This window comes from Onishia niordana (genome assembly GCF_004798965.1).
Taxonomy (GTDB): domain Bacteria; phylum Pseudomonadota; class Gammaproteobacteria; order Pseudomonadales; family Halomonadaceae; genus Onishia; species Onishia niordana.
Genome location: NZ_SDSD01000001.1, coordinates 726,947 through 739,570 on the forward strand (window position 1 = coordinate 726,947; position 12,624 = coordinate 739,570).

The 12,624-nt window shown below is 64.5% G+C and carries 10 protein-coding genes; all 10 read left to right on the top strand.

Features of this window, described 5'->3' with window-relative positions; translation table 11 throughout:
- Positions 1–285: 285 nt before the first annotated feature.
- The 10 genes from ETC27_RS03155 to fhuB all read left to right on the top strand — a co-directional run bounded on the left by ETC27_RS03155 (position 286) and on the right by fhuB (position 12,568).
- Complete coding sequence (locus ETC27_RS03155) at positions 286–1,128, top strand: ABC transporter ATP-binding protein (protein WP_136253501.1); 843 nt, start codon at positions 286–288, stop codon at positions 1,126–1,128.
- Positions 1,125–2,075 carry a ferredoxin family protein gene (locus ETC27_RS03160; RefSeq protein ID WP_136253502.1) on the top strand — a complete coding sequence of 317 codons (951 nt, stop codon included), beginning with the start codon at positions 1,125–1,127 and terminating at the stop codon, positions 2,073–2,075. The genes ETC27_RS03155 and ETC27_RS03160 overlap by 4 nt, the downstream gene beginning before the upstream one ends.
- 78 nt (positions 2,076–2,153) lie before the next feature.
- Positions 2,154–2,906 carry a siderophore-iron reductase FhuF gene (fhuF, locus tag ETC27_RS03165; RefSeq protein ID WP_136253503.1) on the top strand — a complete coding sequence of 251 codons (753 nt, stop codon included), beginning with the start codon at positions 2,154–2,156 and terminating at the stop codon, positions 2,904–2,906.
- 3 nt (positions 2,907–2,909) lie between these two features.
- Positions 2,910–3,902 carry a helix-turn-helix transcriptional regulator gene (locus tag ETC27_RS03170; RefSeq protein WP_136253504.1) on the top strand — a complete coding sequence of 331 codons (993 nt, stop codon included), beginning with the start codon at positions 2,910–2,912 and terminating at the stop codon, positions 3,900–3,902.
- A gap of 257 nt (positions 3,903–4,159) precedes the next feature.
- On the top strand, positions 4,160–6,259 hold the full coding sequence (locus tag ETC27_RS03175) for a TonB-dependent siderophore receptor (protein WP_136253505.1): 2,100 nt from the start codon (positions 4,160–4,162) through the stop codon (positions 6,257–6,259).
- A gap of 185 nt (positions 6,260–6,444) precedes the next feature.
- The gene (locus tag ETC27_RS03180; protein WP_136253506.1) at positions 6,445–8,568 is read left to right on the top strand and encodes a TonB-dependent receptor; all 2,124 of its coding nucleotides are present in this window, start codon (positions 6,445–6,447) and stop codon (positions 8,566–8,568) included.
- 7 nt (positions 8,569–8,575) lie between these two features.
- Positions 8,576–8,776: a hypothetical protein gene (locus tag ETC27_RS03185; RefSeq protein ID WP_136253507.1), complete on the top strand. Its 201-nt coding sequence runs from the start codon at positions 8,576–8,578 to the stop codon at positions 8,774–8,776.
- A 150-nt stretch (positions 8,777–8,926) separates the two neighbouring features.
- Positions 8,927–9,694 (top strand): ABC transporter ATP-binding protein, encoded by a 768-nt coding sequence (locus ETC27_RS03190; protein ID WP_136253508.1) that lies wholly within the window; start codon positions 8,927–8,929, stop codon positions 9,692–9,694.
- A gap of 14 nt (positions 9,695–9,708) precedes the next feature.
- Positions 9,709–10,572, top strand: a complete 864-nt coding sequence (locus ETC27_RS03195) for an ABC transporter substrate-binding protein (RefSeq protein ID WP_136253509.1) — start codon at positions 9,709–9,711, stop codon at positions 10,570–10,572.
- Positions 10,562–12,568, top strand: a complete 2,007-nt coding sequence (gene fhuB / locus ETC27_RS03200) for a Fe(3+)-hydroxamate ABC transporter permease FhuB (protein ID WP_136253510.1) — start codon at positions 10,562–10,564, stop codon at positions 12,566–12,568. The genes ETC27_RS03195 and fhuB overlap by 11 nt, the downstream gene beginning before the upstream one ends.
- Positions 12,569–12,624: the final 56 nt, after the last annotated feature.

The following is a 12,624-nucleotide window of genomic DNA, read 5'->3' on the forward strand; positions in this document are numbered from 1 at the left end:
TCTTGGTGACGCCGCTCTTGGTGACGTCGTTATCCGGGTTATGCGTATCGCGTCGATGGCGAACCGCTGCCTGCCATCGTCAGGCTCATTCGACCATGCAATGCATGCGAATGAGAATAATTACCATATAGGTTGACTAATGACCTGTCCATGCTCATCGTACGATTCGTTGGTCTTCGCCTGCCTAGCAGACGTTGAACCGCCCGTCTGGCGGGCCTCTTGACTTGAAAATGAGAATTTTTTGTATTACGGTTTTGGGTCGACATCACGCCACCGAGTCTTCCCATGTCCTCAACACCCGCCAAGCCGTCTCGCCTGACAGGCGAAGGCCTGCACGCCGGGTATGACACCCGCCGCGTGCTGGACGGTGTCGACCTAGCAGTGGCCGAAGGCAAGCTGACGGTGTTGCTCGGCCCGAACGGCAGCGGCAAATCGACGCTCTTGAAGACGCTGGCGCGCACCCATACGCCCAGTGCCGGGCGCGTCTGTCTCGATGGCGAGGATATTCACCACCGCAATACGCGGCAGGTGGCACAGCGCCTGGGCATTCTGCCCCAGGGCCCTGCCGCCCCGGAGGGACTGACGGTCCGGCAACTGGTCGGGATGGGGCGCTTTCCTCACCAGCGACTGTGGCGACAGGATGCCGAGCAGGATGCCCGCGCCATCCGCGAGGCGATGGCCTATGCCGATGTCACCGACTTCGCCGAGCGCAGCGTCGATGCGCTCTCAGGCGGCCAGCGACAGCGTTGCTGGATCGCCATGGTGCTGGCGCAGGAAACGGACCTGATTCTGCTCGACGAGCCCACGACCTTTCTGGACCTCAAGGTGCAGGTGGACCTGCTGGATCTACTTTCGCGGCTGGCCCACGAGCACGGTCGCACCCTGCTGCTGGTGCTGCATGACCTGAACCTGGCGGCGGCCTATGCGGATCAACTGATCATGATGCGCGACGGCCGTATCGAACGCTCCGGCACGCCGGCCGAGGTGTTCACCGCCGCCAACCTGAAGGCGGTGTTCGACCTCGACGCCCACGTGATCCGCGACCCGCACAGCGGGCAACCGGTCTGTGTGCCACGGCTCAACGCGGCCAAGGCGCCGCGGCACACCCTGGAAGGACAGCTGCCATGACCGCGACTCCCGACCATCGTCAGACGGCCGCCGACACACGCCCGGCTCGCCGCTTCTGTGCGCAAGACAGCCTGGCAATTGGCGATCCGCTGGTGGGCAGCGCCGCCCACGCGGAGCGCAACCTGCTGATCAGCTGGCCCCGGCCCAAGTGGCAGCGTAGCCTGCGTCGCGCCAGCGACATGCCCGATACCGTGGCCACGCAGCTCGAGGCCATGGCCGAGGCGGGTCGCCGGGTCAACCTGATTCACCGCCGGGGCGAGGACGCCGAGCGCCATCGCGTCTTCCTGATGCCGGAGCGACGCGAATACCGGGTCGCGCGGGACGAGCTGGAAGCCTTTCTTTCCGCCTTCTCCCGCGGTGACTCGCTGGCGGCCTGGGGAGGCAAGTACGTCGCCCTGCCGATGATCCTGTGCTGCACCCACGGCAAGAAGGACAAGTGCTGCGCCAAGTTTGGCTATCAAAGCTATCGCGCCCTCGCCGAGGCCGTGACACGCGATGACCTGCCCTTCGAGGTCTGGGAAAGCACCCACCTGGGCGGCTGCCGGCTGGCCACCAGCGCCCTGGTATTGCCCGCACTGCGCAAGTACGGCCGTCTCAACCCAGACGACGTGCCGGGGCTGCTCGAGGCCGAGCAGGACGATCGCCCCTACCTGCCCTGCTACCGCGGCGACTCGCGACTGACGCCGGTCGAGCAATGCGCCCAGGTCGCCGCACTCGAGTGGCTCGCCGCCCGCGGTCTCCACGCCCAGGTTCAGGTCGAAGAGGTCTTCGAGCAGAACGACGGCCCGCGCCTGACGCTGCCGGTCCACTGGCAGGCCGGAGAGCATGAGGGACGACTGGCGGTGAGCTGCCTTGAGAGTGAACTGATCCGCCACGATACCTGTGCCGACTACGAGCGCGACGGCGCCCAGCCCAGCCGCGTCTGGCGAGCCACCCACATCGCCTGATACTTTCTATTATTTGATAACGATTTTCATTCATCATAGTATGGCCAGATTACTGGCCGCTATCATGAGAGAATCGCCATGCACCCGCTGCTCAAGGCCCTCTACACCGGTCCGCTGGATGGCCTTTCGCCCCCGCGGGTCGGGCCGGTCAAAGCGCCGGCGGTGTCGCTAGCTGACCTTCTGGCACCCGCGCGATTCGAGGCCGAGCTCATACGCTTTGGGGCAGGCTATGGCTACCCTCACGGTCAAGGCGACCGGCGCGCCCTGATCTCGCTATGGTCCAAATGGCATTTCGGTGCGCTGCTGGCCCCCTACCTGGCCGCCAATCTGCTGCTCGAGCGCGATCTGCCGGTGGGACTTGACGAGATCGGCGTGCATCTCGCTCCCGCGGGCCGCACCGAACGCCTACAGCTCGCCCACGCCGGGCGCCCGCTGACGTCGCTTGACGGCTTGACGCGCTTCTCGACCCTGATCGATGATCATCTGACCCCGCTGATCAGCGACCTGGCGACCCGCTCCGGGGCCTCGGCCAAGGTCTTCTGGAGCAATGTCGGCAACACCTTCGAGCACTTTCTCGGCGCGCTGGCAACGCACCCCATGGCGCATCCGGGGGCCGCCGAGGAAGGCCATCGGCTGCTTGCCGCGCGCACCCTCCCCGGTGGGCGGCGCAACCCGCTTTATCAGCCGGTGCGCTACTTCCAGCCTGAATGCCAAGGCGAAGCCGACGCTTCTGCCACCAAACGCGTGCGCCGGCTTTGCTGCCTGCGCTACCGGCTGCCCGAACTGGGTTACTGCGGCAACTGCCCGCTGTCGAACAGGGCGGCGGGCTAGACAATGACCGTCTCCGTCAGCACCACATCCTCCCGGCGGCTATCGGCCGGCGACCTCGAACGCCTCGGCGCCCGCCATGGCATCGCCTACCGCTTCCCGACCCTGAACGCGGGCGCGCGCGCCGCCCAGACGCCGATCCTGAGCGGCCGCATCGATGAACTGGAACTGCGCCACGGCATCTTCCTGACACGCTCGGACCTTACGGTGCTAAAGACCTACGCCTCCACGTCGCTCGCCAGCGCACCGCTGTTCATCACCGTGATCCTGGAAGGGCAAGTCCGCCTGCGCCTGGGCAACCAGGCCCTATGGCTGTTGCCGGGCCAGGCCCTGTGCTCGCGCTTCGATGATCACCAGGCACTGGAGGCCTGGCAGGCCGCCGGCCAGCGACTACGCACCCTCAACCTGGCCTTCCGGCCTGATGCCCTGAACGCGCTGACTCACCAGCATCCAACGCTTGCAGTGTTGGAAGAGGGGCCGCCCACGCTGCGTCGGCGAGCGCTGCCATCACACCTGATCAGTGCCCTGGAGGAGGCGCTGGCCGGGGCTAACGAATCCGGCCAACAACGCTTGCTGCTTGAGGCCCTGATGTTGCAGCTGCTGGTCCGCATGCTGCCGAACGGGGATGAGGCCCCTGCGCGTGGCGCCACGCCGAGCGCCGCGACGCCCGCGCTGTCGAACGGCGAACAGCAGCGCCTGGCGCGGGTTCGTCAGGCCCTCGATGCCCACCCTGAAGCCCCTCACCGGCTGGTCGAGCTGGCACGTTTGGCCGCCATGAGTCAAAGCAGCCTGCGCGCCAAGTTCGCCGCTGCCCATGGCCAGTCGGTGTTCACCTACCTGCGCAGGAGACGCCTGGAGAAGGCCGCTCGATTACTCGAGCAGGGCCTGGACGTCCAGCAGACAGCCCATGCGGTTGGCTATGGCCACGCCAGCAACTTCACGACCGCCTTCCGTCGCCACTTCGGCATGAATCCTCGCGCATTTCGTCACGACGCCTGACCTCGCCCAAGCCACTTGCGAAGAGTCATTTGAGAAGAGTCATCTGAGAAAAGCCACCTGAGGAAAGCCGGCTGAGACAAGCCTTGGTAACGCAGGTTCACCGCTTGGGCGCTGTGCACAGGCCTCCTGGCACTTTTCACAGGTGTTCTGGCACTGGGCAAAGCAGTGCTGGCATTTCGCATACATCCGCCGGGCTCTTAAATGGAATAATTCTCATTACAGAAAGAGAGTTGGCCTTTGATTCCGAGGAAATGCCCATGACTGCTCGACACCCCTTGCCTCTTGCCGTTGCGCTAGCCAGCGCCGCCGTGCTGTCTCCTGCCTGGGCGCAAGACGCGGCCTCGCCAGGTAACACCAGCACACTCGACACCCTCACCGTTACCAGTGCGGCCACCAAGACCGCCACGCCTTTTAATGAAACACCCCAGGCGACCTCAGTGGTGGAACGTGAAGAGTGGGAAGAGAAAGGCGCGGAGTCGGTGCAGCGGGCCCTCGGCTACACCCCGGGGGTCTATGCCAACCAGGTGGGGGCCTCCAACCGCTATGACTACATCGTGCTGCGCGGCTTCTCGGATGGCAGCCTGAGCAACACCTTCCTCGACGGCCTGAAGCTGATGGGGGATGCCAACTCCTACAGCTCGCTGGTCATTGACCCTTATTTCCTCGAGAGCATCGAAGTGGTCAAGGGGCCGGCCTCGGTGCTCTATGGCCGCGCTTCCCCGGGCGGCCTGGTCTCGCTGACCAGCAAGCGTCCCGAGTTCGAGCCATCGGGCCAGGTGCGCCTCGGCATCGGCAACAACGCCCAGCGCAGTGCGGCCTTCGACGTGACCGGCCCCGTGGATGATGAACGCCGCGTCGCCTTTCGCCTGACCGGCCTGGTTGAGCACGCCGATACCCAGTTCGGGCCGGTCGAGGAAGAGCGCTACGCCATCGCCCCCCAACTGAGCTGGGACATGACGGATGACACCAGCCTGACGCTACATGCCTATTTACAGAAGGACCCGGAGGGCGGCTACCACTCCGGCGTTCCTTATGAAGGCGCCGTCGAGCGCCGTAATGGCCGCAACATCGATAACACCTTCTTCGATGGAGAAGCGGACTACGACACATTCGAGCGCACTCAGCGCCTGGTCGGCTATGACCTGGAACACCGCTTCAACGACGCCTGGACGGCGCGTCAGAAGCTGCTCTATCTCGACACCGACGTGACCCTCAATCAGGTCTATGGCTATGGCTGGGCGAACGATACCGAGCTCAACCGCTATTACTCAGGCGGTGAAGAGTCCATGCAGGCCTGGACCGTCGACAACCAGCTCGAGGCACAACTGAGCACCGCTAGCGTGCATCATACCCTGCTGTTCGGCGCCGACTATCAGCGCCGCGAGAACGAGGTCAGTTGGCCTTCAGGCGCCTTCCCGAACATCGATGCCTTCGATCCCGAGTACGGCGCCGAGCCCACGGCGATGTATGCGGCCAGCGAAGAGCAACACGATATCCACCAGACCGGGGTCTATGCCCAGGACCAACTGGCACTGGGTAGGTGGCGACTTTCCCTCGGCGGACGCTACGACTGGGTCGATATCAAGAACACCAATGAAGGCACCGGTAGCTCAAGCGAGCTAAACGCGACCCAGTTCAGCGGTCGCGCCGGCGCTCTCTACCTGTTCGACAACGGCATGGCGCCCTATGTCAGCTACTCCACCGCCTTCACGCCAACCAGTTTCGTGGACGTCAACGGCGACCTGCTCGAACCGATGGAGGGCGAGCAGATCGAGACCGGGCTGAAATTTCAGCCGAACGGCACTCAGGATCGCTACAGCCTGGCGCTTTACCACATCGAGCAAGAAAACGTTGCCACCAAGGAGCAGCCCACCGACCCCTATCGCGCCATCGGCGAGATCGAGTCCCAGGGCATTGAGCTTGAAGCCCGAACCCAGCTGACCGCGAACCTGCGTCTCCAAGCCAGCTATAGCTTCACCGATGCCACCTACGCCAAGAGCGACGTCAGCGGTGAGGAAGGCAATAGTGCGATCTACTCACCTCGCCACCTGGCCTCCGCCTGGGGCTCCTACGCCTTTCAGGACGGCGCCCTGGCGGGTCTCGGTGCCGGTCTTGGCGTGCGCTACCACGCCGACATTCAGGCTGACCGCGCCAACAGCGAACAGGTGCCGGACTACACCCTGGTCGATGCCGCTTTGCGCTATGACTTCGGTCAACTCGGCATGAACGGCGTCAGCGGGCGACTCAACGTCAATAACCTGCTCGACAAGGCGTATGTGGCGTCCTGTAACTCGCTGCAGTACTGCTACTTCGGCGCCGAGCGCAGCGTAAAAGCTACCGTCAGCTACGATTTCTGACCCGGCCTCGCCTCACCCCGGCTGCATAACATCTACATCCACGCCCTGGAGGTTAGCCGGGGCAGGCCCGAGGTCTGCCGATACATTACGATAAATACAAATAACAATACTTATCATTATTAACAGCATTCACTATAATCGTTCGCCGACAACCACCAATAACGCGTCATTCACCGAGGGAACTCATGCACACACGCTATCTCACCATCAGCTTCTCGGTGCTGGCCGGCACCCTCGCTGGCCCGGTACTCGGCCAGGAACCCCCGGTGTCGGACGACCAGGACACCATGGTCGTGGTCGGCTCCCGAACCCCCAACGAGATCAGTCAGATTCCCGGCGCGGTCTGGGTCATTGATCGCGAGCAGTTGCACGAGCAGATCCGCACCGGCGCCGACCTGAAGACCGCGCTGGGCAAGCTCGTTCCGGCCCTGGACCTGGCGCCCCAGGGGCGCACCAACTACGGCCAGAACATGCGGGGCCGCAGTGTTCAGGTGCTCATCGATGGTGTTTCGCTGAACAGCTCACGCGGCCTCTCCCGCCAGTTTGACGCCATCGACCCCTTCAACATCGAACGTGTCGAGGTGCTTTCCGGCGCCACCAGCCTCTATGGCGGCGGGGCCACCGGCGGCCTCATCAACATCATCACCAAGCGGCCCGAAGCGGGAGACGGCCCAAAGCTCTCCAGTGAGGTCGGGCTGACCACCGGCTTAAGCGATGGTGACGACCTGGACTACCGCCTGGCCCAGTCAGTGAGCGGCGGCAGCGAGTTCGTCAAGGGACGTCTCGCCGTGGCCTACCAGGACAACGGTCGCCATTTCGACGCCAATGGCGATGAGATCTTCCCCGACATCGCCCAAACCGACCTGCAGGACAACCGCAGCATCGACGTCATGGGCAACCTGGATATCCAGCTAACCGAGCAGCAGACGTTGCAGCTCGGCGCTCAGCTGTACCGGTCCGGTTACGAGGGAGAACGCGGGGTCTACTTCCCGAACCTGGATGCCTCAACCCCCGACCTGAACGACGCCGAGATCCGCGACGGCTACGCCTCCGACCGCGACCCGGCCACCGACCGCAAGATGGTCAACCTGCAGTATCACCACGCCGACCTGCTCGGCCAGGATTTCTATCTGCAGGCCTTTCACCGCGAGGAGGAAGCCAGCTTCCAGGCCTTCCCCTATCCGGTCACCGGTGGCTCGGAGTTCCGCGCCTCCCAGCAGAACACCGACCTCTCGGGTATCAAGGCACTATTCGATGCCGACCTCACCGACACCCTGTCGCTGACCTACGGCCTGGACCTGGACCGCGAGTCCTTCGATGCCAACCAGATGATCTTCGACAAGTCCGTCTCGGATGCCAGCGGCGGCCTGGTCCAGGAAGAGGAAAGCCTGGAGCCGCGCTACCCCGGCTACCAGGTCGACGGCATCTCGGCCTTCGCCCAGGGAGAATGGCAGGCCACCGAGGGGTTGCAGCTCTCCGCCGGCGTACGCCGGCAACACATGGACGTCGAGGTCGAGGACTTCAAGGGCATTCCCGGCGGCGAGAACGATTATGACGCCACCCTGTTCAATGCTGGCGCCCTCTATGACTTCGGCAATGGCCACCAGAACTGGCTGCAGTACAGCCAAGGGTTCGAGCTACCCGACCCGGCCAAGTACTACGGCAAGAGCGCCCAGGTCAGCGTCGACCAGAACCCGCTGTCCGCCATCAAGACCGACCAGGTCGAACTCGGCTGGCGCTATAACAGCGGCGCTTGGATGACTCAGGCGGCACTCTATTACGCCTGGTCCGACAAAGCCGTGGAGAACGCCGACGACCTGAGCGTAAGCGTCGTTGATGAGAAGAAGCGCGACTACGGCTTTGAAGGTGCCGTGACCCGCTACTTCGACAGCGGCCTCAAGGCCGGCACCACCCTGCACCTGGTGCGTTCCGAACAGGAAAACGATGACGGCGAATGGGAGAAACGCGACGCCCGCTACGCTTCGCTGTCCTCCGCCACCGCCTTCCTCGGCTGGAAGGATCCCCGCGGGGAGCGCTCGGCGCGCCTGCAGGCCAACCACGCCTTCGATCTGGAAGACGACAACGACCGCCAGATCGACGGCTTCACCACCCTGGACCTGAACGTCAGCCAGGCCCTGCCGGTCGGTGAGCTCAGCCTCGGCGTCGCCAACCTGCTGAACGAGGAGTATTCCACCGTCTGGGGTCAGCGCGCCGCGATGTTCTATTCCCCCTACTATGGGCCGGAATACCTCTACGACTACCAGGGACGTGGCCGTACCTACACCATGAACTGGTCAATGAGCTACTGATCGACCGATGCGCTTCACTCCCCTGTGGCGGATCAGTGCGTGCACGGCCCTGCTCGGGCTCGGCCAGAACGGCCTGTTGGTGGCGCTGCCGGTGCTGGTGGAACACTTCGGCCTGCCGCTGTCACAGTGGGCTGGCCTGATCCTGCTGGGATCGATGCTGTTCCTGGTCGCTGCCCTGCTCTTGCTATTGCTCGTGCCCGCGACCTGACGGCTATGTGCCTGTCGATACCTCGAGAAGGGGGGCGGCAGGAGCATTACGCTCTCAGTCATTACGCTCTCAGTCATTACGCTCTCAGTCATTACGAACTTAAATGATTTGCTTTATCATCTCCTTATGCCACTCACTCCGGAACCCGCCATGTTCGATGTCAACGCAGCCACCTTCGACGTCAATGGCACGCCCCTTTTGCACCCTACCGACCTCACGCTGACCGCCGGCGAAGTCGTGGGTCTGATCGGTCACAATGGCTCCGGCAAGTCCACCTTGCTCAAGTTGCTGGCCCGCCAACAGTCACCCAGCCGGGGCGAGATTCGCCTCGATGGGGCGCCGCTGCGGAAGTGGCCGAACCGCGCCTTTGCCCGCCGGGTGGCATACCTGCCTCAGCACCCGCCCACCGCCGAGAATCTCACCGGGCGTGAACTCGTGGGCTTCGGTCGTTATCCATGGCGCGGCCTGCTGGGCCGACACGGTCGCGAGGACGACCTCGCCATCGATCGCGCCTTGTCGCTCACCCATACCCAGCCGTTCGCCGACCGCCTGATCGACACCCTCTCCGGCGGCGAACGGCAACGAGTCTGGTTGGCCATGCTGCTGGCCCAGGGCAGCCGCTACCTGCTGCTTGATGAACCACTGGCGGCGCTGGATGTGGCGCATCAGATCGAGGTGCTGGAGCTGATTGGCCGGCTAAGCCAGGAACTCGAACTCGGTGTCGTCATCGTGCTCCATGACATCAACCTGGCCGCCCGCTACTGCGACCGACTGGTGGCCATGCATGGGGGACGCCTGCTGGCTGAAGGCACACCTGACGCCATCATGAACGGGGACACGCTCAGAGATATCTACGGTATCCCCATGCATGTCATGCCGCACCCCAGCGGCAAGCATCGCGTCGCCATCGCTCACTAGCCGCAGGAAGCCCCATGTTGCATCGCCGCCTGCTTGCCGGGCTTATCGGGCCACTGGCCCTGCTCTGCGCCACCGCCGCCGTGGCGGCCCCAGCCCGTGTGGCCACGCTCGACTGGACCCTCGCCGAGACGCTCGTTGCCCTGGGGCATCCGCCCGTGGCGACCGCTCAGGTCGATGCCTATCGCGCCTGGGTCAGAAAGCCCGCATTGCCTGACTCGATCATCGATCTTGGACTGCGCACCCAGCCCAACCTCGAGCTGCTGGCGAGTATCGATCCTGATCGCATCCTGATTTCGCCGATGTTTGCCAACCTCGCCCCTCGCCTCGAACGTATCGCGCCGGTGGACAGCCTGGCGCTCTTCAGTGCCGGGCACGACACCTGGAGCGAAATGCGCACACTGACACGCTCGGTGGCATCACTGATCGAGCGCCCCCAGGCTGCCACACGGCTGATCGACAACACCGAGACGCACCTGGAAACACTCAAGCAACGGCTGGGTGGCGATACCCGGCCGCTGCTCATCATTCAGCTCATGGATGCCCGACACGTGCGGGTCTTCGGTGACAATGGCCTCTATCAGGCGGTACTCGAACGCCTGGGACTGACCAATGCCTGGAGCGGGAATACCAACGCCTGGGGCTTCTCGCTGGTGCCTCTCGAGACGCTGATCGGCATCGATGCCCAGCTAGTGGTCATCAAGCCTTATCCGGCCGGCGTACGCGAGGCGCTCACTGACAGTAGCCTCTGGCAGGCGCTGGTGGATCGTCACGGCGCCCCCTTGGTGCTCGAGCCGGTATGGAGTTTCGGCGCTCTGCCTTCTGCCCGGCGTTTCGCCGATTTACTGGTGACCGCTATGGAGAATACCGATGGCCGCTGACGCCTTCTTCCGCTCCCGTTTGCCGCGTCTGACGCTGACACCGGGTCACGGCTGCCTGCTACTCGGGCTTGTCGTGACCGCCTTGGTGGTCGCACACCTGGAGGCCACCCTAGGGCTGGCTCAGGGCCTGATGGCGCTATGGCGCCTACCCGACGCCACGGCTGCAGGCCTGGTGCTGCACGCTGCCTGGTGGCCGCGCCTGGCCATGTCACTCCTGGCCGGTGGTGGCCTGGCATTGGCCGGGGTTCTGATGCAGCAGGTCTTGCGCAACCCGCTGGCAGCCCCCACCACACTGGGGGTTGCCAGCGGCGCCAACCTGGCGTTGATGGCCGCGAGTCTGATGGCGCCAGGGTTGCTGGCGCTGGGTCGTGAATGGGTGGCCCTTGCCGGCGGCGGCCTGGCCATGGGGTTGGTCTTCCTGCTCGCCTGGCGGCGTGGTCTGTCGCCGGTGGTGGTGGTGCTCGGCGGATTGGTGGTCAATCTCTATCTCGGCGCACTGGGTATGGTGCTGCTGCTCTTCCATCAGGAGGCGCTCAAGGGGCTCTTGATCTGGGGCGCGGGGTCGCTTGCTCAGAACGGCTGGCATGACGCTGCCTTTCTCGCCCCGCGCCTGGCACTGGGTGCCATGCTCGCCGCTTGGCTGTTGCGGCCGCTTTCGCTGCTGGAACTGGACGAGGCCGGCGCCCGCAGCCTTGGCGTCTCCCTCAAGCACTTGCGCCTGGCGGGGCTGGGCCTGGCGGTCTTCATCACCGGTTGCATTGTCAGTGTGGTCGGCATCATTGGCTTCATCGGCCTGGCGGCGCCCAACATCGTGCGCCTGGCCGGTGCCCGCCGGCTCGGTCCCCGACTCGTCTGGTCGACGCTGCTGGGCGCGCTACTGCTGGCCGTCACCGACCTGTTGCTGCAACGCGTCTCTGGATTTCTGCCCACCATGATTCCCACCGGCGCCATTACCGCCGCGCTGGGCGCGCCGCTTCTGCTGTGGCTGATTCCGCGCCTGCGCCTGGGTGGCAACGCGCCCCCCCGTGAGGCCCGCACGATAGGTCATCGCCATCCTGCTCCGCGTCGGCTGGTCATGCTGCTCAGTGCGGCGCTGATCGCGCTGGCCTGCATCGCGTTACTGTCAGGTCAGGGCGCCGATGGCTGGCAGTGGGCCTCAATTGGCAATGGCGACCTGCTGCAGTGGCGTCTGCCGCGCCTGCTGGCTGCCGCCAGCTGTGGCCTGATGCTGGCCATCGCCGGCACCCTGATCCAACGCCTCACGGCCAACCCCATGGCCAGTCCCGAGGTCCTCGGCATCAGCGGCGGCAGCGCCATCGCCTTGATCGGCGCCATCTTCCTGTTGCCCGCACCGGATAACCTGACACTGGTCGCCATTGGCACCGCCGGCGCCCTGGCCTCGCTGGCCATCCTGGTCGCGATCAACCGCAAGAGCGGTTTCCAGCCCGAGCGGTTGCTGCTCACGGGAGTGGCCATTACCGCGCTGTTCGACGCGGTCAAGTCGGTGGTGCTGGCCGGTGGCGACCCTCGCGGCCAACAGGTCATCGCCTGGCTATCCGGTTCTACCTACTATGTCGATCTTGGCAGTGCCCTGATCGTCGCCGGCGCCAGCCTGCTCCTGACGCTTGCCGCGGCCCCCTTTACCCGTTGGCTGGATATCCTGCCACTGGGTGGCGCTACCGCTTCCGCCCTGGGAATCGGCGTGCATCGGTCACGGCTGGTGCTGTTACTCCTGATTGCCCTGCTCACCGCCACTGCCACGCTGGTGGTGGGGCCGCTCTCGTTCATCGGCCTGCTGGCGCCCCATATGGCACGGCTCATGGGCTTTACCCGCGCCAGGGCGCACCTTGCCGGCGCAGCGCTAACCGGGGCACTGCTGATGGTGCTGGCGGACTGGCTAGGCCGCCAACTGATGTTCCCACAGGAAATTCCCGCTGGCCTGGTGGCCTCGCTGCTGGGTGGTGCCTACTTCATGTGGGGACTTGGGCGGCGATGAGACCTTTCGGTCAAACCTTGCCCCCCTTGAAAATTTCCCAGCGCCCTCAACATAAA

Bases quoted from the DNA above. Each gene is read 5' to 3' on its own strand.
- ETC27_RS03155 (WP_136253501.1), top strand. From the start codon at position 286: ATGTCCTCAACACCCGCCAAGCCGTCTCGCCTGACAGGCGAAGGCCTG.
- ETC27_RS03175 (WP_136253505.1), top strand. From the start codon at position 4,160: ATGACTGCTCGACACCCCTTGCCTCTTGCCGTTGCGCTAGCCAGCGCC.
- ETC27_RS03160 (WP_136253502.1), top strand. From the start codon at position 1,125: ATGACCGCGACTCCCGACCATCGTCAGACGGCCGCCGACACACGCCCG.
- ETC27_RS03190 (WP_136253508.1), top strand. From the start codon at position 8,927: ATGTTCGATGTCAACGCAGCCACCTTCGACGTCAATGGCACGCCCCTT.
- fhuB (WP_136253510.1), top strand. From the start codon at position 10,562: ATGGCCGCTGACGCCTTCTTCCGCTCCCGTTTGCCGCGTCTGACGCTG.
- ETC27_RS03185 (WP_136253507.1), top strand. From the start codon at position 8,576: ATGCGCTTCACTCCCCTGTGGCGGATCAGTGCGTGCACGGCCCTGCTC.
- ETC27_RS03195 (WP_136253509.1), top strand. From the start codon at position 9,709: ATGTTGCATCGCCGCCTGCTTGCCGGGCTTATCGGGCCACTGGCCCTG.
- ETC27_RS03180 (WP_136253506.1), top strand. From the start codon at position 6,445: ATGCACACACGCTATCTCACCATCAGCTTCTCGGTGCTGGCCGGCACC.
- fhuF (WP_136253503.1), top strand. From the start codon at position 2,154: ATGCACCCGCTGCTCAAGGCCCTCTACACCGGTCCGCTGGATGGCCTT.
- ETC27_RS03170 (WP_136253504.1), top strand. From the start codon at position 2,910: ATGACCGTCTCCGTCAGCACCACATCCTCCCGGCGGCTATCGGCCGGC.